Below are 20712 nucleotides of genomic sequence, written 5' to 3'. Positions count from 1 at the left end.
GCGGACTGCTCGCCTGTTCAGGCGAGCGGCCGTCTCGCGTTGCATTTTGAAAATGCGCTATCCGCATGCGGTTCCGTTCGATGGCGCACGTCACCCCGCTTCCGTGTTTGCCCGGAACGGCCCGCGCAAGGCCTGCTTCCGCTGCAATTCCTTGATCTCAACGTTGCTGGAACAGCACCAGCTGGATCTCGTTGGTGAGGTTGCCTTTGGTCGCCGTGATGGTGGATTCATAGCGTGCGCCCGGCACCGGCACTTGCGGCCTGAAGCTGAAGGCAAAGTTGCCACCGGCATCCGATCGCAGGGTCTGGGTCAAGATCGGCTGGTTGACGCCGAAGAAGCCGGCCAGCGAGGCGATCACGTGGACCTGCACATCCACTTTCGTGTCCGGGGCGGTACGCCCCCGTACCTCGATGGTGCCGCCGCTGACCTGTGCATTGTTGGCGTGGCTGGTGATCTGCAAGGGCAGTGTGGCGGCCGGCGGCGGAGTTTGCGGACCGGCCACATTGAACACCCAGGTCTGGCGCACGGCGTTGCCAGCCATGTCGGCAGCGGTAACTTCCACCGAGTGGGCGCCGGGCCGCAAATCACCGCGCCAGGTCAGGAATTGGGGCGTGATGCTGGCATTGCGCGTCACGTCCTGGCCGCCGATCATGATCTTCACGCTCCTGGGATCCACGCCGACACCGCCGCTGTCATCAAACGTTGCGGACACCGACACCGGGCCGCTTGCGACGGTCTCATTGTTTTGCGGTGCAAGGTTTCGCACGGTGGGCGGCCGGGCGTCCACCAGCAGCGCCTGGTTCAGCCGCGAGCGGATCGTCTGGCCGTTGCCTTCCAGGGTGGCGACGATGTTGAGCGAGGGCGGGAAGTTGTCGTTGCGGCGTATGGTGTAGGCGCCTTCATAGCGGCCCGGACGCACTTCCTGCATGGGCACGCCCTGCACCACGCCGTCGATGCTCAGCGTGGCGCGCGCGCCGGGTGTACCGGCGGCGGCAAAGCGCAGTTCGGCGCCGGGCTCGATGCGGGCCACCGGTGTGACGGTGAAGCGTTCGATCACCAGGGGTGGGGCGGCAGGAGGCGGTGGCGGGCTGGCTACCGGTGGCGGGCCACCGGCCAAGGCCTGGGTCACGACCTTGGAGGCATTGCGCACACGCAGGGTGGCGGTCGCGGTCGGCTGCGGGCCGAGTCGGTCGCGCCGGCTCAACGTGTAGGAGCCTTCATAAACACCGCGCTCGACTTCGCGCAGCACGATGTTTTTGTTGATGCCGCTCAGCCGGACGCTGGCCTGCCCGCGCGGCGAGCCTTCCAGCGTGAAGCTGAGGTCGCTGCCGGGTGCAAGCTGGTCGGTCACGTCGACCTGGAAGCTGCTGATCTCCGGTGCAAAGCGCGCCTTGGGCTGCGCACCTGCAGGCTGCGGCGCCGTGGCGATGAAGCCGACGGCCAGCAACGACATGAGGAGTGAAAGAAATCTATGAACTCGCATGGCTGACCTTTTGCGATGAAGTTACTCATTTGTAACTGGCGGCCGGCCGTTCCGACGTAGGCGCACGACCGGACAGGGCGTGAGCGTAATACCCGGCTATTTGCCCGATTTCCGCCCACTTCCGCCCATCGTCTCTGACGCGGTTTGCTGTCAAACAAACAGCTGTCAACGCCCGCAGTTCATGGGTCTGGCCGCTTGCCATGAACAATGTTGCGCCTCGCCGGGGTCCTTGAAATCCCCGGGTCCCGGCTGATGCGCTTGAGAAGCCGGCGTCAAGTCGGGGGAGGGGGCAGGGCCGGAACAGGCCGCTTCCTGATGGTGCCTGCGTGGGGGTGTCGTCTGCGCTGCTTATGCGCTTCGATTGACCAGGGTGCGTGCGTACAGGGGGTGGCGCATGCTGCGCACCTCGTGCTCGAGGGTCGCCAGCACCTCGCCCGTGTCCAGGTCGGTGATGTCCTGAAAGCGGTACTGGCTCTGGTTGCTTTCCTCGGTGATCAGGTCACGTTCGAGCAGACGCCGGTGCACGCCCGAAAAGTCGGCGACGGCGATCTGGACGTGGTGGCCGTCGAAGGGCGGCAGCGCGCGGCCGGTCTCGCGGAATACCAGGCTTTCGCCGAGGCCTATGGGAATACGCGCGAAGGCGCCGGTGGCGTCGTGGCCGCTGTGGGCTGGCGCCGCAAGGACCTCGCGATAGAAGCGGGCGATGCGCGAGGCGGTACCGGGGGCGCTGTCAATTTCCACATAGGGCATGCCCAGCGTCATGCGGCCAAAACGCGCGGGATCTGGCGCGTGCACGCGGATTCGGTTGCCCCAAGGGCAGGTGACATCCACGCATTCGCCGGGGCGGGCAAAGGCAAACTTCGTGCCTTTCAGCCGGGGCGCCACCTGCGTCAGCCGTGCGACCAAAGCGTCCGGATCGGGCAGGACGAGGCCGGTCATGCCGCGCAGCACCTGCGCAGGCCCAACCGGCAAGTGGAACTGGCAGGTGCCGACATTGATCCAGGCGTTGTCCACACCGGTCATCAGGTAGGGGTCGCGGGTGAGGCCCAGGCCCATGATGTAGAAGATGATCGCCTGCTGCTGGTCTGGCACGCGGACATTGATGTGACCGAACTCGACGATGTTGCCGACGTCTTCGGTGGTGCGGTTGAAAACGGAGGGGCTCATGTTTGATGCAAGTAAGGACGTTTCCAATGTAGGCGATGGGGGTCATGGCGTCCATGTCATGGGGGAGATGGGCACCATGTCGTTTCGCAATGTATGCCATGTTTCCGATGGCGTGGACGAGTGCGCCATCATTGCCTATATTTCACCCGACTTTTTGTCACCGCATTTTTTGAAATAGCCGCTTACGCCCGCATTGTCTGGGGTCAGGCATTTTTCATGAACAATTCGGCGCAGACGCTGCGCAGCCAGCGGCAGGCCGCGTCATGGTGGTACCTGGCGTGCCAGTACTGCTTGACGGTGAAGCCGGGAATTTCAAACGGGCAGGGCAGCACGCGCAGCCCGCTAAGCCCAGTAGAGCGGGCGAGGGTTTCGCCGATATGGCGGGGCAGGGTGGCGATCAGGTCGCTGGTCGAGAGAATGGCCGACAGGCCCAGAAAACCGGGCAGCTCCAGCCGTATCTGGCGCGTGATGTGCTGTGACGCCACGGTGTTGTCGAGCAGCTGGTAGCCCGTGCCGGAACTGATGCCGATGTGCGCTTCGGCCTGATACACCGCGAGGTTCCAGTTCGCCCGGGTTTCGTCGATGACACGCGGATGCTGTGCATTGGCCAGGCAAATCCAGTCCTGCGCGTACAGGGTCTGCTGGTAAAAGCCGGCATCCAGCCAGGGCAGAAACCCCACGGCCAGGTGGGCCTCGCCCGCCTGCAGGGCGTGCGCCAGGTTGGTATCAATACGACTCGCCTCCAGCGCCACACCGGGTGCGAGTGCCCGCACATGCGCCAGCAGCCGCGGCAACAGGGTGATGTGGCTGGCGTCCGTCATGCAGATGGAGAAGCGCCGCTGCACCGTGGCCGGGTCAAATGCGGTGCCCGACTCGGACAGCCGCTTCAAGCCGGCCAGCACCTCGCGCACTGTGCCCATCAGCGCATCGGTGCGCGGCGTTGGCAGCATGCCTTCTGCCGTGCGCACAAACAGCGGGTCGTTCAGCTGCTTGCGCAGCCGTGCCAGCCAGATGCTGACCGTGGGCTGGCTTTGCCCCAGCGCTTCGGCGGCACGCGTGACGCTGTGGGTGGCATACAGCTGGTCCAGTAACCGCAACAGCCTGATGTCCAGCAATTCGAGATCTTTGCTCATACCTTTATTGTGATGCGTAATGAAGTCTATTGGTGCTATTGCATGGACAGTATGAAGGGGTCTGTCCAGAATTCACGCCTGGATCAAGAAGGAGTCGCAGTGAAGATTTGTGTTCTGGGCGCCGGCGCGCTGGGTTGCGCCATCGGCGGTGTGTTGACCGAGGCCGGCCATGAGGTGTGGCTGATCAACCGCAATGCCGAGCAGGTCGACGCCATGAACAGCCGCGGGCTGATCCTGCGCGACGGCGGTGCCGACCGCGCCGTGCAGGTGCATGCCGCCACCACCGCCCAGGGCGTGAACATGGACACGGGCGCCGTGGACCTGGTGATCGTGCTGGTCAAGTCCTTCCATACGCGCCAGGCCATGGAAGCGGCGACCTCTTTGCTCGGGCCGGACACGGCCGTGCTGTCGCTGCAAAACGGCCTCGGGCATGAAGGCATTCTGGCTGAGATCGTTGGCCGCGAACGCGTGCTCGCCGGCAAGACCTATGTGGGCGGCACGCAGCTGGCCGCAGGCCATGTCATCGTCGGCACCCGCGGCAAAGACACCCACATTGGCGAGCTGGACGGCCGCATCACCGGACGCGTGCAGCGCATTGCCGACACCTTCAACCGTGCCGGGCTGGACACCACCGTCAGTGACAACATCATGGGCACGATCTGGGACAAGCTGCTGATCAACGTGGCGACCGGTGCGCTCACGGGCATCACGCGCCTGACGTATGGCCAGCTGTACCGGCAACCCGAGCTCGAAGCCTGTGGCGTGGCGGCCGTGGCCGAGGCCATGGCGGTGGCCGAGGCCAGCGGCATCCGCCTCAGCATCACCGACCCGCGTGATGCCTGGCTCAAGGCCGGAGCCGGTCTGCCTGACGAATTCAAGACCTCGATGCTGCAGAGCCTGGAAAAGGGCTCGGTCACCGAGATCGATTTTGTGAATGGGGCGGTCGTGCGCCGGGGGGGCGCATGCGGTGTGCCCACGCCCGTCAACCAGACCCTGGTGGCCTGCATCAAGGGCATCGAACTGGGCCTCGCCCGCTAACAAAGGAATTAACGAGTCATGGCTTATTCCAACCAATCGTATGTTGAACATGTCGCGGTGCGCGTCAAGGACATCCAGTGGCACATCAATTTCTTCCGTGACGTGCTGGGCATGGATGTGCGCGAGATCGACGGCCCCATCGACGCACCGCGCCAGTACTGGACGGTAGGCGGCATGCAACTGATGAGCACGCCCGGCTTCGAGGCGCCCCCGTCCAACGATGCCGGCTGGCTCGCCCACCTCGGCATCATGGTGGCCGACTTGGAAGGTGCGCTGCAGGCGGCCCAGAGCTGGGGCGTCAAGGCCCTGCCGCAAGGCCGCAACTGGTTGCAGCTGCCCGATGGCCTGGCGATCGAGCTGATCCAGGCCAGCGGCAACAGCGTGGCCGAGGCCCTTGCGGTGAACCCGAGAGCATGAAGTCCGCGCGGCTGATCCGATTTGACAGACAAACAGACTGAAAGAAACTCCCATGCCAAAACCCGACATCCAGTTCAGCACCCCGGAAAAATACTGGGACGACGCCAAGGTCGGTGACGAATGCACCAGCCCGACCTACCTGGTGACCGCCGAGCGCATCGACGCCTATGCCGAACTCACCGGCGACTTCACGCCCGTGCATGTGGACGAGGAATACGCCAACGCCTCACACTTTGGCTGTCGCGTGGCCCACGGTCTGATGGGTCTGTCGGTCGCCGACGGCCTGAAAACGCAGTGCGAGTACCGCTTTCTGCCCGGCATGTCGCTGGGCTGGACCTGGGACTTTGTGCTGCCGATCAAGATCAACGACGTGCTGCAGGTGCGGTTTTGGGTCGAGAGTATGCGGCCCTCCAAAAGCAAGCCCGGCTGGGGCATCGTGGTGCTGCCGGCCGAGCTGATCAACCAGCACGGTCAGGTGGTGCAAAAGGGCGAACACCGGCTGATGGTGCCGCGCCGGCCGGGTGCGGCGGCTTCCTGAACCCCATTCAATCGCTATCAAAAAAATAGTTTGTTGCGCCCGTTCCATCGGGGCCGAGAGGACTTTTCATGACTGAACCATCACCCACCAAACCCGCGCAAGCGCTGCCGCTGGCAGGCATACGCGTCATTGACTACAGCCACTTTCTGGCCGGCCCGCACATGTCGCGTTGCCTCAGCGCGATGGGTGCCGAGGTCATCAAGGTCGAGCGGCCGGTGGCAGGAGATGCCGGGCGCGCCAGCCCGACCATCGTCAAGGGCCAGAGCGGCTACTTCATGCAGCAGAACATGGGCAAGCAGGGCCTGTGCATCAACCTGCGTGACCCGCGCGGCCTGGACATGATGCACAAGCTCACCGACAGCGCCGACGTGTTCGTCGAGAACTACCGCCCCGGCGCCCTGAACAAACTGGGCCTGGGGTATGAAGAGCTTTCCAGTCGCAACCCCAAACTCGTCTATTGCTCGGTCTCGGCCTACGGCCACACCGGGCCCGACTCCGCCCGGCCGGGCTTCGGTCTGATCGCCGAAGCCAAGAGCGGCGCCATGTCGCTGATTGGCGTGCCGGGTGAGCCGCCGCCGCTGTTTCGCATGCCCATCGCCGACATGTATGCCGGCATGCACGGCGTGTCGGCGATTTGCGCGGCGCTGTTTGGCCGCGTGAACAGCGGCCGCGGGCAGCACATTGACATTGCCCTGTACGACTGCATGATCTCCATGCACGATTTTGCCGCGCAGAGCTACTTGATGAGCGGTGGCAAGGAGTTGCCGGTGCAGACCGGCCACGACCTGCCGCAGAGCACGGTTTATGGCGCTTTTTCCGCCAACGATGGTTATCTGGTGATTGCCGCGCAGATGACAGACACCTGGAAGAGCCTGGCCCGGCTGATAGGCGGCGAGGACTATGCGGCGGATACCCGCCTGCACGACCAGGCCGGACGCAATGCCAACCGCGAGGCCATCCTGGCCCGGGTGACGGCCTGGACGAAAGCGCATTCGGTTCAGGCGTGTTGCGCGGCGCTGGACGCTGCCGGTGTTCCGGCCGCGCCCGTACAAACCATTGACCAGGTGCTCAGCGACCCGCAAACCCTTGCGCGGGGCATGGTGGTGGAGCAAGATCACCCGGTGCTGGGCAAGATCAAGCTGCCCAATCTGCCCTTTCGCTTCTCTGAATGCGACACCTCGCCCAGCGGGCCCGCGCCACTGCTGGGCCAACACAACCGCGAGATCGCGGCGAGCGTGGGATTCAGTCCTGTCGAGATAGACGCCATGGAGCGCGACGGCGTCCTGTATTCGGAGTCACCTGTGGGAGTCCAGTCATGACCGACCGTTATGCTGTTATTGGCAACCCCATCCAGCAAAGCAAATCGCCGCTGATCCATGGCATGTTTGCCCAGGCCACCGGGCAGGACATCGAGTACACGGCCATCGAGGGCCCGCTCGGCCAGTTTGCCGGCGCCGTCGATGCGTTTCGAGCCAGCGGCGGGCGAGGCATGAACATCACAGCGCCGTTCAAGCTCGACGCTTTCAGCTACGCCACCGAGCGCTCCGAGCGGGCACAGCTCGCCGGTGCCGTCAATGCCATGAAATTTGACGGCGATCGCGTGCTGGCCGAGAACTTCGACGGCGTTGGCCTGGTGCGCGACGTGACCCATAACCTGGGTTGCCCGCTCAAGGGCAAACGCGTGTTGCTGCTGGGTGCCGGTGGCGCCGCACGGGGCGCGCTGCTGCCCTTCCTGGAGCAGGCACCGGCCGAGCTGGTGATCGCCAACCGCAGTGTGGACAAGGCACTTGAGCTGGCAAAAATTGGCTCGGCCAAGGGTAGCGTGCGCGGCTGTGCCTACACCGACCTGGTGGGGCAGGCCTTTGATGTGGTGTTCAACGCCACCTCGGCCAGCCTGCGTGCCGAGCTGCCGCCGGTGCCGGCCAGCGTGTTTGCCAATTGCGCCCTGGCGTATGAGCTGGCCTATGGCAAGGGCCTGACACCCTTCCTGCGCCTGGCGCAAAACGCCGGCGTCAAACAGCTGGCCGACGGTGTGGGCATGCTGGCCGAGCAGGCTGCTGAGGCCTTTGTCTGGTGGCGTGGCGTGCGTCCCGATACCCTTGCGGTGATCGGGAAGCTGACGGTTCCGCTGGTGTAAATAACCGGCTGTCGTGCGCTGTGCAACCCTTCCAGATGACCCCTTCCATGTGCTGCGCCGGCCCTCTATACTGCAGGAATGAACGAGTTAGTACATTCCGTCCCCAAGGCAAAAGCGGCAATCAAACCGGCAACCAGGCCGGCGGGCAAGGCTGCGACCGGGACGGCGGGCAGGACCTTGCCGGTTCCCCGCACCAACGACCCGGCCCGCACCATGGCGGGCATTCTCGAGGTCGCCACCGCGGAATTCGCGAACAAGGGCCTGAGCGGTGCGCGCATCGACGAAATCGCGGCCGCCACGCGCACCAGCAAGCGCATGATTTACTACTACTTCGGCAGCAAGGAAGGCCTGTACGTCGCGGTATTGGAAGAGTCCTACCGCCGCATGCGCAGCATCGAAGCCGGCTTGCACCTCGAAGACCTGCCGCCCGAACAGGCCCTGCGCCGGCTGGTGGAGTTCACGTTCGACCATCACCAGGGCAACCCGGACTACATCCGGCTGGTGATGACCGAGAACATGGAGCGCGGCGCCTACCTGGCGCAAAGCAAGAGCATCCAGGAGCTCAACGTCCCGGCGATCGAGGCTATTCGCAATCTTTACGAACGCGGCGTGGCGCAGGGCGTATTCCGGGCCGGGCTCGATCCCATCGACATCCACGCATCGATTTCGGCGCTGACTTTCTTCAACGTGTCCAACCGGCATACCTTCGACCTGATTTTCAAGCGCGACGGGGGCACCCCCCAGTCGATCGCTGCGCGCCGCAACAGCATCGTCGAGATGGTGGTGCGTTTCGTTCGCAAATAGGCAACAGAGAGCTCGGGAGAGGCTCCGAAGAGCTGGGCAATCGTCTGGTGCGGGGCTGGACTGCGCTAGGGTAAGTACTGATTCCAATAAAACTAACTAGTTCGTACATTACTGTACCGAACACATACAGGAGACTGGTTTCATGCTACAAAAACTCATTGACGGCTATTGCCGCTTGCTGTCGGTGCTCATGGCTGGCGCGCTGGCACTGATGGTGGTGCTGGTGTTTGCCAACGTGGTGATGCGCTACGCCTTCAACTCCGGCATCACCGTCTCGGAAGAGCTGTCGCGCTGGCTGTTCGTCTGGGTCACCTTCCTGGGCGCCATCGTCGCGATGCACGAAGGTGCGCACCTGGGCACCGACATGCTGGTGTCCCGTCTGTCGGTAGGCGGCAAACGGATCTGCCTCGTGCTCGGGCATGCACTCATGCTGTTCATTTGCTGGCTGCTGTTCAAAGGCTCGCTGGACCAGGTCAAGGTCAACTGGGAATCCACCAGCGCCGCCATGGAAGTGTCCATGGGCATCTTCTACGCCAGCGGCATGGTTTGCGCCGTGTCTGGCGCGGTGATCCTGCTCAACCACCTGTGGCGCCTGTTGAAGGGCGAACTCTCCGACGACGAGCTGATCGGCATTCGGGAGTCCGAAGAAGAGCCGATCGACGTGCCCAAGCCTCTCTAAGCCACCAGAGGAGTATCTACCATGACCATTGCTGTTTTCCTGGGTTCCCTGCTGGCTGCCATGGCGCTGGGTATCCCTATTGCCTTTTCGTTGCTGCTGTGCGGCGCCGCCCTGATGTGGCACATGAACATGTTCGACGCACAAATCCTGGCGCAGAACATCATGGAGGGCGCCAACAGCTTCCCGCTGCTGGCCGTGCCCTTCTTCATGCTGGCCGGTGAGGTGATGAACACCGGCGGCCTGTCCAGGCGCATCGTCGACTTCGCGCTGGCGCTGGTCGGCCACATCCGGGGCGGCCTGGGCTACGTGACCATCGTCGCCGCCTGTATCTTGTCGGCTCTGTCTGGCTCGGCAGTGGCCGACGCGGCCGCGCTGACCGCGCTGCTGCTGCCGATGATGGTCAAGGCCGGCCACGACAAGGCGCGCAGCGGTGGCCTGATCGCTGCCTGTGGCGTGATCGGCCCCATCATTCCGCCGTCCATCGGGTTTGTGATTTTTGGCGTTGCCGCCAACGTGTCGATCACCAAACTGTTCCTGGCCGGCATCTTCCCCGGTATCTGGCTGGCCGCGGGTCTGTGGGCGACCTGGTGGTGGACGACGCGCCGCGAAAAGCTCGAACCGCCGCCGCGCAAGTCTGCCGGCGAGGTGTGGCTCGCTTTTCGCAAGGCCGGCTGGGCTCTGACCTTGCCCTTGCTCATCCTGTTCGGCCTGCGCTTCGGCCTGTTCACGCCGACCGAGGCTGCGGTGGTCGCGGCGGTCTTCGCCCTGTTCGTGGCGGGCGTGATCTACCGGGAGCTCACCTGGAGCCAGCTGTATGGAACCTTCGTGGCCGCCGCCAAGACCACGGCGGTGGTGATGTTCCTGGTGGCCGCGGCCATGGTGTCGGCCTGGCTGATCACGGTGGCGCAGTTGCCCGCACAGGTCGTTGACCTGCTCAGCCCCTTGCTGGGCAGCCCCACCTTGCTGATGATGGCCATCATGGTGCTGGTCATGATCGTCGGAACCGCCATGGACATGACGCCGACCATCCTGATCCTGACGCCGGTGCTGATGCCCCTGGTGAAAGCTGCCGGCATCGACCCGGTGTACTTCGGCGTGCTGTTCATCATCAACAACTCCATCGGCCTGGTGACGCCGCCAGTCGGCACCGTGCTGAACGTCGTGGCGGGTGTGGGCCGGATGAAGATGGACGACGTGACGCGCGGCGTGATGCCCTTCATGGTGGTCCAGTTCATCGTGATGTTCCTGATGGTGCTGTTTCCCCAAATTGTGATGTGGCCGGCCCGCCTGCTGTACTGAGCTGAATCTGCTGAATCTGTTTTCCGAGGCGGGGCGTGTGTGGTACGCCATGTCCTGCATCCCGTCAATTTGCGTACTGTGTTATTTCAGGAGACAACCATGAAACGTTTGATGATCAAGACTCTGTTGGCCGCTGCCGCCCTGGCCGCTTTCGGCATGGCCGGTGCACAGGACATCAAGGAGCACGCGTTCAAGTTCGCGCTCAACGGACCGGAAGGCCACCCGGCCGTCGCGGGCATGAAGAAATTTGCAGAAGTCGTCGCCGCCAAGTCTGGCGGCAAGATCAAGGTCAACCTGTTTTACAGCGGCACGCTGGGCAGCGACCAGGCCGTGGTGTCGTCGATGAAGGGCGGCACGATCGAAATGGCGGTCATGAACAGTGGCATCCTGGCCAGCGAAGCCAAGGAACTGGCGATTTTTGACTTCCCCTTCCTGTTCGCCAACGAAAAAGAGTCCGACGCCATCGTTGATGGTCCGGTCGGCAAGAAGATGCACGCCCTGCTGGAACAAAAAGGTCTTGTGGGCCTCGCCTACTGGGAACTCGGCTACCGCCAGATCACCAACAGCAAGCGCCCGCTGAACAAGGTTGAAGACATTGACGGCCTGAAGCTGCGCGTGATCCCGAACCCGATCAACGTCGCATGGGTCAAGGCCCTGGGCGCCAACCCGACACCCATGCCTTTCCCCGAGGTCTATGGTGGTCTGGAGCAAAAAGCCATTGACGGCCAGGAAAACCCGGTCAGCGTGATTGCCGCCAACAAATTCTGGGAAGTGCAGAAGCACATCGCCCTGACCAACCACCAGTACAACCCGCAATCGGTGATCTTCAGCAAAAAGGTCTGGGACACCCTGACACCGGCCGAGAAGAAGATCATCGGCGATGCTGCCAACGAGGCTGCAGTTGTCCAGCGTGCCGAAGCCCGCGCCGCCGTGGCGACCAACCTCGAGCTGCTCAAGAAGAATGGCATGACCGTGACGCAGTTCCCGCCCGCCGAGGTCGCCAAGCTGCGCGACAAGATGAAACCGGTGATTACCCAGTTCAGCGCCAGCGTCGGTGAAGCCACCGTCAACGAAGTCACAGCCGAACTGGCCAAGATGCGCAAGTAAATAGCACCCCAGGCACGCCCTGGCGGTTTTTTTCCGCCGGGGCGAGTCATCCCCGTTTTGCCCGACTAATTCCGATGACCGAAAGATGACCAAAACCCGCATCGCAGTTGCAGGCGCCGGCTATATCGGCCAGGCCCACATGGGCGTGGCGCTGGCCAGCCCCACCTGTGTGCTGTCCGCCATTGTTGACCCGTCGCCCGCCGCCGTCGAAGTGGCGGCCAAGGCGGGTGTGCCGCTGTACACCTCGATTGAAGAACTGCTGGCCAAGGACCGCCCCGACGGCCTGGTTTTGGCCACGCCTAATCAGCTGCACGTACCGCAAGCGCTGCAGTGCATCGCTGCGGGCCTGCCCATCCTGCTGGAAAAGCCGATTGCCACCACCGTGGCGGAGGGCGAACAGCTGCTCAAGGTGGTGGATGAAACCGGTGCCAAGGTACTGATCGGCCACCACCGCGCGCACAGCCCCATCATGGCCAAGGCCAAGGAGGTGGTCGACTCCGGCAAACTGGGCAAGCTGGTGGCCGTGATGGGCAGCGCCACCTTTTTCAAGCCCGACCAGTATTACGCCGACGCCACGTGGCGCCGCGAGATCGGCGGCGGCCCCATCCTGCTGAACATGATCCACGAGGTGCACAACCTGCGCATGCTGTGCGGCAACATCGTCGCGGTGCAGGCCTTTGCCTCCAGCGCCACACGCGGTTTCCCGGTAGAAGACACCGTGGCGATCAACCTGCGCTTTGCCAGTGGCGCGCTGGGCACCTTCATGCTGTCCGACACGGCCGCCTGCCCGCGCAGCTGGGAGCAGACCAGCCAGGAAAACAAGGCTTACCCGACCTACGACGACGAGGACTGCTACGTCATTTCCGGCACCAACGGCAGCCTGTCGGTGCCCACCATGCGCCTGAAAACCTACCCCCGGCAGGAAGACCGGTCCTGGTGGAAAGAATTCGAAGTCGGCGTGGTGGGCATGGTGCGAGACGACCCGCTGAAGCACCAGATCGAACACTTCGGTGCCGTGATCCGGCGCGAGGCCGAGCCGCTGGTCAGCGCGCGTGATGGCCTCTTGAACCTGCGCATCACCGAAGCCATTGCCGAAGCGGCCAGGACGGGCCAGATCGTCCATCTGACAAACTAGCAGCCTGACAGTTTCCTAATTTCCTAAATTTTCCAACCACACAAGGATCTCCCATGAAAGTTCTCATGCTTCACGGCATCAATCACAACATGTTCGGCAAACGCGACCCCAAGCAGTACGGCACCATCACGCTCGACGAGATCAATGCCAGCCTGACCACCCTGGGCAAGGAGCTGGGTACGGAAGTGGAGTGCTTTCAGACCAACAGCGAAGGCGAGATGTGCGAGCGCATCCACCAGGGCTACCGGGACGGCGTCGACGCCGTGCTGATCAACGCCGGCGCCTGGACCCACTACAGCTACGGCATCCGCGATGCGCTGGCCATCCTGACCTGCCCGGTGGTCGAGTTGCACATGTCCAACATCCACGCCCGCGAGGCTTTCCGTCACGTGTCGGTGTTTGCCGAGATCGTGAAGGGGCAGATTTGCGGTTTTGGCGTCGACAGCTACCTGCTGGGCCTGCGTGCCGCCGTCTCGGCCGCCCAGTCCGCCCCGAAGGCCTGACCTCCTGACCTTCTGACCTATTCCGCCGAGTTGCCCATGCGCCGTTCCATCGCCACGGTTTCTCTCTCTGGCATGCTGCGCGAGAAGCTGCAGGCTGCGGCTGCGGCGCACTTTGACGGCGTGGAAATCTTCGAGAACGACTTGCTGCAGTTCCCGGGGTCGCCGCGCGAGGTGCGCCTCATGGCCGAAGACGTCGGGCTGAGCATCGACATGTTCCAGCCCTTCCGCGACTTTGACGGCACCACGCCCGCGCAACTGGCGCGCAACCTGGAACGCGCCGAACGCAAGTTCGACGTGATGCAGGAGCTTGGGACCCAGCTGATCCTGGTGTGTTCCAACGTGCAGCCCGACGCACTGAGTGATGTCGACCGGCTTGCCGAGCAGTTCCAGCAGCTGGCCGAACATGCCGGGCGGCGCGGCATGCGCATTGCCTACGAGGCGCTGGCCTGGGGCAGCAAGGTCAGGCTCTGGTCGCAGGCCTGGGCCGTGGTCCAGCGGGTCAACCACCCGCACATGGGCCTGGCGCTTGACAGCTTTCACACGCTGTCGCTGCGCGATGACCCGAGCGGCATTGCGCAACTGCCGGGCGAGAAAATATTCTTCGTCCAGCTGGCCGATGCTCCCTGGGTCAACACCGACGTGCTGACCCACAGCCGGCATTACCGCTGCTTTCCCGGCCAGGGCGAATTCGAGATGGCGAAGTTCACCGCCGCCGTGCTTGATGCCGGTTACTCCGGCCCACTGTCGCTGGAAATCTTCAACGACGAATTCCGCGCCGCACCGGCCCGGGCGAACGCTGTCGATGCCATGCGTTCGCTGCTGTGGCTGGAGGAGCAGGTACAGCGGGGCCGCGCCGCGGACGCCAAGCCCTACAAGGTGCCCTTGTTCGCGCCGCCGCCTCCGCCAGTACTCACCGGATGGTCGTTCGTCGAGTTCGCCGTCGACCCGGCCGCGGGCGCGCGTCTGGCCGCATGGCTTGAGGCGAGCGGCTTTCAGCGCATCGGCCATCACCGTTCCAAGACCGTTGATTTGTACGGCCAGGGAGAGGTTCGCATCCTTGTCAACCTGGAAGAGGATTCCTTCGCCCGCAGCCATTTCGAGTTGCACGGCACCTCGGCCTGCGCCGTGGCGCTGGCCACGCCGGATGTTGCCGGTGCGCTGGCGCGTGCCGAGGCGCTGCAGTGCCCGCGCGTGCTCGGCCGCGTGGGGCAGCACGAGATGACCATCCCGGCGGTGCGCGCGCCGGACGGCAGCCTCGTTTATTTCTGCGAGACGGCTCAGGGTGGCCGCTACCCGTTCGAGGCCGATTTTGTGATGGATGAAGCCGCGCTGCACGGCGGGGCGCTTGGTGACTCAGCGTGCATCGACCACCTGGTGCAGGCCGTGCCGGCCGGTCAGGTCGAGCCCTGGGTGCTGTTTCACCGCGCCGTGCTGGGCCTGGTGCCGGAGCGCAACGTGGTGCTGCACGACCCCTACGGCGTGATCAGGAGCCGCGAGATTGAATCGGCCGACCGGGCGGTGCGCGTGTCCATCACTGTCTCCGAGCGCGACAACACCTCGGTGTCTCGCGCCGTGTCCAGCTTTCGGGGCGCTGGCGTGCAGCAGATTGCGCTGGCCGTGGCCGATCTGATTGCCACGGCGCGCGCGCTCAAGGCATCGGGTGCGCCGCTGCTGCCCGTACCGGCCAATTACTACGACGACCTGGCCGCCAAATACGACATCGATGCCGCCGAGCTGGCCGCAATGCGCGAGCTGGGCATCCTGTATGACCGCGAAGCCGGCGGTGGCGAGTTTCTGCACCTGTACCTCACGCCGTTCGACGACCGCTTTCATTTCGAGCTGATCGAGCGGCGTGGTGGCTATACCGGCTACGGTGCGCCCAATGCCCCGGCGCGCCTGGCGGCCATGGCGCTGTGGCGCCAGACACGGGGCGAGCCCCAGGATCGGCCCTGACCCCCGCTACACGAACCGTCGAACGGTCGTCCAACCCGACACAACCCCACTCAACCAGACAACGACGCTCCAAGGGCGCACACATCATCAGGACATGCACATGATCAACGGCAACACCGAACTCATTGCCCACATCGGCTACCCCACGCATTCGTTCAAGGCGCCGATGATCTACAACCCCTACTTTGACCACATCGGCGTCAACGCCCGGGTGATGCCCATGGGCTGCCAGAGCGCAGACTACCCTGCCTTTCTGCGCGCGGTGTTCACGCTCACCAACATTCGCGGTGCCCTGATCACCATGCCGCACAAGGTCACCACGGTGGGCCTGCTCGACCGCGCCACGCCCACCGTGGCGGTGGCGGGCTCCTGCAACGCCGTGCGCCGCGCCGCCGATGGCAAGCTCGAAGGCGACATGTTCGACGGCGAAGGCTTTGTGCGCGGTGTGCAGCGCAAGGGCTTGACGCTGGATGGTGCCCGCGTGCTGGTGGTCGGCAGCGGCGGCGTGGGTTCGGCGATTGCCGCATCCCTGGCGGCAGCCGGCATAGGCGCCATCAGCCTGTATGACATGAATACCGCCTCCTGCGAAGGCCTGGGCGCGCGGTTGAGAAAGCACTACCCCAAGCTGCAGGTCAGCACCATGTCCAACGACCCGGCCGGGCACGACCTGGTGGTCAATGCCACACCCATGGGCATGAACGAGGGCGACCCGATGCCCATGGATATTGCGCGCATCGCGCCGACCACCTTTGTCGGCGAAGTCGTGATGAAGACAGAGATGACCGCCTTCCTGAATGCTGCGGAGGCACGCGGCTGCCGCATCCAGGTAGGCTCGGACATGCTGTTCGAGCAGATCCCGGCCTACCTTGAGTTTTTTGGCTTCCCGACCACCACGCCCGAGGTGCTGCGCTCGGTGGCCCGCCTGAGCTACTAATACTCCCACTCTTGGCCTTGCCTGCTTTGCGGCGCTCGATAGCCTGGCCAAATACATCCGCAGCATCGTGCCGCTGGTGATCGCCATGTGGTCGCGCTACATGCTTCAGGCGCTGTTCAATGGCGGCGTGCTGCTGGCGCTGTCCAGCTCGCTGGCATTCATCAGCCTATTCACCTTGCCGTTGGCCTCGCCTCGACCGAGGGGTTAGGTTTCATGAGAAAAATCCAAAATACGTTTGACGTTGGCATGAAACATGGCTTGTGCCTTTGCTGTAGCTTCTGCTTGAGTACTGTCGGAGCTATAGGAATCAAAGTAATGCAAATAGGTGTTCATATCGCAATCGCGGCCTGTGGTATTGCAGTAACGTACCCAAGCCTTGCGGAAAGCGCCGCGCTTGAACCAAGTCAACGAAGCTTCAAAGTCGGCGACAGCTGCCTGAAGCACGGAGAACTTTCCCTTCAACTCCTCTCCGAAGGTTCCTCCATTCCAGCGAGTGAAGGTGGGGTAAAAATCGGCAAGAGCCTCGAGAACAACAGCGCGGAACTTGGCAGAGGCAATTCGATAGGCAACGTAACGCTGGATAGCGAACAGCCCCAGCAAAGTAATGAGGGCGACGAGGATGGGCGTCAAGTTGACCGAGAGGTTAGGCATGGCAGTCACTTTTTAAACACACCCTTCTCACACCAAAACTTGGTTTTTACTCCGGGTTGAGCGTGGAAAAGCTGTTGCGCTTGCTCACAGTTACCCCTGTTATAAGCCTCACCATCCGTTGCATTAAACGAAGCAACATGAATTCGCATGTTTTCGTCCGTGACGCTGTTGCGGTAGAGAGTGAAGGTTTCGTTGCCTGAGTCACAGCCTGCGATTAGACCAACAAGCGAAAAAGGCAATAAAGTTCGGAGAATTAGCTTCATAGCGCCTAACGAAGCTGTACAAAAACCCCATTCACGCGTGGCGCAAACAGGTTTCTCAGATTCAGACTGGATTTCATTGCTTCAGCCCCTCCCGCTTCGGGTTTGGTTTTAGTTGCGCTCATTTTCGCATTGGGCGCGATCCGATCAAGCCTTTTGGGCAGCTGCAGGGCTCATCTTGCCTTCCTCAGTGATACCCATGGTGTGCCAGCTTCTCGATGTTGTGCACCAGACAGTACAGGTTCCACTGCGTGCTGACCTTGACCTTGACCTTGCCTCTGAGCGTGAATCGGCTCAGGCGCTTGTTGTGGCGGATGTTGCCAAACACCGGCTCCACCGTGGCAATGCGCTGGCTGTACTAGCGTCTGCCGCTGGGTGAATCGATGGCCCGCTTCATCAGTTCTGTGGCCTCATGCGGGCTGGGCTGTTTCCTTGCAAAGATCGCCACTTGCCTGACCTGGGTGCGCTCGGGGTAGCGCAGGCATTGGCTTCGCTGTTGGCAAGGCACGCAGTTGGCCTTGCCGCCCGTGTGGGGGCTGGAGGCTAGAAACCTCCGGCTACCCGATTAGCCCCTTTCACAGCGGAGGGCGCCTCTGACTGACCCACAACTGGACGGATGGGCGTTGCCACTGGCGATTGGCATAGTCGACCAACCGTTCAGGCACAGGATCGCCGTTCAGGACAAGGCGATTGAGCATGAGCGCAAGGTCGACGTCGGCGATACACCACTCACCGAACAGGTTTTCGGCGTTGGCAGGAAGCAGCGACTCTGCGGCCGAGAATAGTTTTTCGGCGGATGCCCGCGCCTCGGCAGAGAGTGGTGATTTTGTTGACCCGTAGAACACGACTTCGGTGGAGCGCTCTTGTCTGATGGCCATGAGATCGCTGCGAAGCCATGCCTGAACTTGACGCGCTCTCGCCCGGCCATACGGCTCTGCCGGGTAGAGCGGTGTGCCAAGAAAAACCTCGTTGAGGTACTCAGCGATTGCTGACGACTCGGACAGGGAGAAGCCGTTGTGAACCAAGGTCGGCACGCGCCGAGTGAGCGACATGGCTGTGAAGTGTGGCTCGTGGTTCGCCTTGACTGCGAGATCCACGGTTGTGATCTCGAAAGGCAAGCCCTTTTCATGCAGAGCAACGAAGGCCGACATCGCATACGGGCTTGCGAATTGAGCATCAACGTAGAGAAGAAGGTTCGGGGGCGGCAACGCAAACTCCTTAGGGGCTAACGCTGGAGTTCACGGGCGCCGTCAGGCGTCCGTGTGGAACAACCGGTTAAAACGTCGTTCAACCTTGGCAAGATAGACCTATTTCTGGCCAATTGATTTCTCAAACGCCCTGCTAAGAGCCTCGGTCATTACGGTAGTCAGCAACTTTTCCGAATCTGCCTTCATTGCCGCACCTGCTTGATTTTGCAGGGATGTGAACTTTGCTGCGTACGGAGATTTTTGCTTGTCTGCGGCAACTGACTCGAACTCGTTGGGAGTCATAAGTGGCGCCCAAGCCTTGGCAAGGTTTCTATCCCACTGCTCTTGATGCCTTGGAACTGAGATTGCAAGCTCCGCCCTCAACATTTCATCTGCCTTTTGTGGGCCAACCTTGGACGCGATGCCTTGATAGGTTGTCGTCATTTTCGCCAACCTGTAGCTCATGCCACCCAAGTTCTGCCCAAGCCGAAGTTCCCTTACCATTTTCAAAGCACTTTCGTCACTCTGTGCAAGAGCGATTCCTGCGACGACGAAAGGCATCACCACAAACAGTGTTCGAAGCCGGGAGAGAAATGTTGTAGGTGTTGGCATAGTTTTAACGTCGGAGGTGACCAGCGCGCAACCCATGTCGCGAAGCGGCCTTGTGTAGTTGCGCGTCCGTGTCGAGCGACATGCTAGCGCTCACTAGAAGACCATCACGTGGTCAACAAGATACTTGCCATCTTGTTGGATAAGTACCATCTCTGCCACGAAGTCTCCAGGCTGCTTGGTGAAGCGCTGCTTCCAGATGACAGCGACAGAGTCCGGACGCCGGAAGGTAGCGACAAACTCACGCTCTGCGAAGAAACCCTTTGTGGCCTGGTAGTCCTTGCAGATCCACTCGAGACGTTCTTTGGAGAGAACGCTCTTCAGGCGGTCGGTGAAGTCCACGATGTGCCTGTCATAGTCGACGACGGTTGAGGCATCCATCAAGTTGTCCATGATCGGATTGGCAACCGACAAGATTTCAGTGTCTGATTTTGCAGATAGATCCATGCGACTCCTCCTATGAGCGCTAACGTGATATGGAAGTGAAAACCGGCTTATGAACAAGGCCGTCGTGCATCTGGCGCCCCTCCCGTAAAGATTTGTAAGTGCTTGATTTATATCAGATTGCGCCATACGGATACCCGCGCCACCGCCACGAAAATCGCGCCAAACCCTGCAAACCTGCTGACGAACAAGATTCGGTCAGCAAAAAGGGTAGGAGCGGTGGTGGGCCAGCTTAAAAGTGCAAATTGTTGGAATCAATGTCAAAAAGTAGCTGATTCAGAACATTTGTATACATAATGTGGGATGGACAAACTCAAGCAACTGGAATCGTTTGTGGCCGTGGTGGCGCGTGGCAGCTTGACGGCGGCGGCCAAGGCGGAGGGGGTGGCACCGGCCATCATGGGTCGGCGGCTGGATGCGCTGGAGGAGCGGCTGGGGGTGAAGCTGCTGGTGCGCACCACGCGGCGTATCACGCTGACCCATGAAGGCAGTGCTTTCCTCGAGGATTGCCAGCGCCTGCTGGCCGACCTGGCCAACGCGGAGGCCAGTGTGTCGGCGGGTGGCGTCAAAGCCAGCGGCCATCTGCGCATCACGGCGCCTGCCGGTTTTGGCCGGCGCCATGTGGCGCCGCTGGTGACGAAGTTTCGCGAGCAGCATCTGGATGTGACGATTTCGCTGAACCTGAGCGACCGCGTGGTGGACCTGGCGGGCGAGGGCTTTGACTGCGCGGTGCGCGTGGGCGACCTGCCCGATTCCTCGCTGGTCAGTGTGCGAATGGCCGACAACCGGCGCCTGTGCGTGGCAACGCCGCGTTACCTCCAGCGCCACGGCACGCCGCGGCATCCCGCCGAGCTGGCCCGGTTTGACTGCCTCACCTTGTCCAGCGACGCGTCCCAAACCCGGGGCTGGGCCTTCCAGATCGACGGCGAGTTGGTCCACCTCAAACCCGGCGGGCCACTGGACTGCTCGGACGGGCAGGTGCTGCACGACTGGTGCCTGGCCGACTACGGCATTGCCTGGCGCAGCACCTGGGAAGTCGAGTCGGAAATCGCCAGCGGCCACCTGGTGGCTGTGCTGGAAGCGTTTGCGGCGCCGCCCAACGGCATTTACGCCGTCTTCCCGCAACGCAAGCACTTGCCGCTGCGCGTGCGCCTCTGGATCGACTTCCTGAAGCACCATTACAGCCAGCCGGATTTCTGGCGCTCGGCGGCGGCCTCGCCCGCTTAGTCCCCGC

General features: G+C 62.5%; 24 protein-coding genes. 16 read left to right on the top strand and 8 right to left on the bottom strand.

Features of this window, described 5'->3' with window-relative positions; translation table 11 throughout:
• Positions 1 to 157: 157 nt before the first annotated feature.
• Both AC1DS5_RS00410 and AC1DS5_RS00405 read right to left on the bottom strand, forming a co-directional pair.
• Positions 158 to 1453, bottom strand: coding sequence for an Ig-like domain-containing protein (locus AC1DS5_RS00410; protein WP_477716273.1), 1296 nt, complete (start codon positions 1451 to 1453; stop codon positions 158 to 160).
• 378 nt (positions 1454 to 1831) lie between these two features.
• Positions 1832 to 2650, bottom strand: coding sequence for a hypothetical protein (locus AC1DS5_RS00405; RefSeq protein WP_477716272.1), 819 nt, complete (start codon positions 2648 to 2650; stop codon positions 1832 to 1834).
• On the opposite strand from AC1DS5_RS00405, the gene AC1DS5_RS00400 reads away from it, so the two are divergent.
• Positions 2649 to 2828: a hypothetical protein gene (locus tag AC1DS5_RS00400; RefSeq protein ID WP_477716271.1), complete on the top strand. Its 180-nt coding sequence runs from the start codon at positions 2649 to 2651 to the stop codon at positions 2826 to 2828. The genes AC1DS5_RS00405 and AC1DS5_RS00400 overlap by 2 nt on opposite strands.
• A 25-nt stretch (positions 2829 to 2853) precedes the next feature.
• Here AC1DS5_RS00400 and AC1DS5_RS00395 read toward each other — a convergent pair whose 3' ends face one another.
• Positions 2854 to 3783, bottom strand: a complete 930-nt coding sequence (locus tag AC1DS5_RS00395) for a LysR family transcriptional regulator (protein WP_477716270.1) — start codon at positions 3781 to 3783, stop codon at positions 2854 to 2856.
• 99 nt (positions 3784 to 3882) lie between these two features.
• Here AC1DS5_RS00395 and AC1DS5_RS00390 point away from each other — a divergent pair, with 99 nt between their 5' ends.
• The 14 genes from AC1DS5_RS00390 (at position 3883) to AC1DS5_RS00325 (ending at position 16535) form a co-directional block, all read left to right on the top strand.
• A complete protein-coding gene (locus tag AC1DS5_RS00390; protein WP_477716269.1) occupies positions 3883 to 4821 on the top strand; it encodes a ketopantoate reductase family protein in 939 nt (312 codons plus the stop codon).
• A gap of 18 nt (positions 4822 to 4839) precedes the next feature.
• On the top strand, positions 4840 to 5238 hold the full coding sequence (locus AC1DS5_RS00385) for a VOC family protein (protein ID WP_477716268.1): 399 nt from the start codon (positions 4840 to 4842) through the stop codon (positions 5236 to 5238).
• A gap of 52 nt (positions 5239 to 5290) precedes the next feature.
• Positions 5291 to 5776, top strand: coding sequence for a MaoC family dehydratase (locus AC1DS5_RS00380; protein WP_477716267.1), 486 nt, complete (start codon positions 5291 to 5293; stop codon positions 5774 to 5776).
• Positions 5777 to 5844: 68 nt separating this feature from the next.
• Positions 5845 to 7095, top strand: a complete 1251-nt coding sequence (locus AC1DS5_RS00375) for a CaiB/BaiF CoA transferase family protein (RefSeq protein ID WP_477716266.1) — start codon at positions 5845 to 5847, stop codon at positions 7093 to 7095.
• A complete protein-coding gene (gene aroE / locus AC1DS5_RS00370) occupies positions 7092 to 7913 on the top strand; it encodes a shikimate dehydrogenase (protein WP_477716265.1) in 822 nt (273 codons plus the stop codon). Before AC1DS5_RS00375 ends, aroE begins: the two co-directional genes overlap by 4 nt.
• Positions 7914 to 7991: 78 nt before the next feature.
• A complete protein-coding gene (locus tag AC1DS5_RS00365) occupies positions 7992 to 8717 on the top strand; it encodes a TetR/AcrR family transcriptional regulator (protein WP_477716264.1) in 726 nt (241 codons plus the stop codon).
• A gap of 142 nt (positions 8718 to 8859) precedes the next feature.
• A complete protein-coding gene (locus AC1DS5_RS00360) occupies positions 8860 to 9396 on the top strand; it encodes a TRAP transporter small permease (RefSeq protein WP_477716263.1) in 537 nt (178 codons plus the stop codon).
• 21 nt (positions 9397 to 9417) lie between these two features.
• On the top strand, positions 9418 to 10695 hold the full coding sequence (locus AC1DS5_RS00355; protein ID WP_477716262.1) for a TRAP transporter large permease subunit: 1278 nt from the start codon (positions 9418 to 9420) through the stop codon (positions 10693 to 10695).
• 99 nt (positions 10696 to 10794) lie between these two features.
• Entirely contained in the window at positions 10795 to 11802 is a 1008-nt protein-coding gene (locus tag AC1DS5_RS00350; protein ID WP_477716261.1) for a TRAP transporter substrate-binding protein, read from the top strand.
• A gap of 85 nt (positions 11803 to 11887) precedes the next feature.
• Positions 11888 to 12937 (top strand): Gfo/Idh/MocA family protein, encoded by a 1050-nt coding sequence (locus tag AC1DS5_RS00345; protein WP_477716260.1) that lies wholly within the window; start codon positions 11888 to 11890, stop codon positions 12935 to 12937.
• 53 nt (positions 12938 to 12990) lie between these two features.
• Positions 12991 to 13440 carry a type II 3-dehydroquinate dehydratase gene (aroQ, locus tag AC1DS5_RS00340; RefSeq protein ID WP_477716259.1) on the top strand — a complete coding sequence of 150 codons (450 nt, stop codon included), beginning with the start codon at positions 12991 to 12993 and terminating at the stop codon, positions 13438 to 13440.
• A 36-nt stretch (positions 13441 to 13476) separates the two neighbouring features.
• Complete coding sequence (locus AC1DS5_RS00335) at positions 13477 to 15393, top strand: bifunctional sugar phosphate isomerase/epimerase/4-hydroxyphenylpyruvate dioxygenase family protein (protein WP_477716258.1); 1917 nt, start codon at positions 13477 to 13479, stop codon at positions 15391 to 15393.
• 100 nt (positions 15394 to 15493) lie between these two features.
• Entirely contained in the window at positions 15494 to 16327 is an 834-nt protein-coding gene (locus AC1DS5_RS00330) for a shikimate dehydrogenase family protein (protein WP_477716257.1), read from the top strand.
• Between the two features lie 67 nt (positions 16328 to 16394).
• Entirely contained in the window at positions 16395 to 16535 is a 141-nt protein-coding gene (locus tag AC1DS5_RS00325; protein WP_477716256.1) for a hypothetical protein, read from the top strand.
• On the opposite strand, the gene AC1DS5_RS00320 is transcribed toward AC1DS5_RS00325, so the two are convergent.
• The 5 genes from AC1DS5_RS00320 to AC1DS5_RS00300 all read right to left on the bottom strand — a co-directional run bounded on the left by AC1DS5_RS00320 (position 16532) and on the right by AC1DS5_RS00300 (position 19481).
• Positions 16532 to 16978 (bottom strand): hypothetical protein, encoded by a 447-nt coding sequence (locus AC1DS5_RS00320; protein ID WP_477716255.1) that lies wholly within the window; start codon positions 16976 to 16978, stop codon positions 16532 to 16534. The two genes, AC1DS5_RS00325 and AC1DS5_RS00320, sit on opposite strands and share 4 nt — an antisense overlap.
• 447 nt (positions 16979 to 17425) lie before the next feature.
• Positions 17426 to 17584 carry a transposase gene (locus AC1DS5_RS00315; protein ID WP_477716726.1) on the bottom strand — a complete coding sequence of 53 codons (159 nt, stop codon included), beginning with the start codon at positions 17582 to 17584 and terminating at the stop codon, positions 17426 to 17428.
• 229 nt (positions 17585 to 17813) lie between these two features.
• Entirely contained in the window at positions 17814 to 18446 is a 633-nt protein-coding gene (yfcF, locus tag AC1DS5_RS00310; protein ID WP_477716254.1) for a glutathione transferase, read from the bottom strand.
• Between the two features lie 99 nt (positions 18447 to 18545).
• Positions 18546 to 19037, bottom strand: a complete 492-nt coding sequence (locus AC1DS5_RS00305) for a hypothetical protein (RefSeq protein WP_477716253.1) — start codon at positions 19035 to 19037, stop codon at positions 18546 to 18548.
• A 93-nt stretch (positions 19038 to 19130) separates the two neighbouring features.
• Entirely contained in the window at positions 19131 to 19481 is a 351-nt protein-coding gene (locus AC1DS5_RS00300) for a hypothetical protein (protein ID WP_477716252.1), read from the bottom strand.
• Positions 19482 to 19781: 300 nt separating this feature from the next.
• Between AC1DS5_RS00300 and AC1DS5_RS00295 the strand changes: the two genes are divergently transcribed.
• Positions 19782 to 20705, top strand: coding sequence for a LysR family transcriptional regulator (locus tag AC1DS5_RS00295; protein ID WP_477716251.1), 924 nt, complete (start codon positions 19782 to 19784; stop codon positions 20703 to 20705).
• Positions 20706 to 20712 lie beyond the last annotated feature (7 nt).

Source organism: Polaromonas sp. P4_H1 (assembly GCF_056400945.1).
Note: the sequence above shows the minus strand (reverse complement) of the source record. Positions and strands in the feature narration are given on the sequence as shown.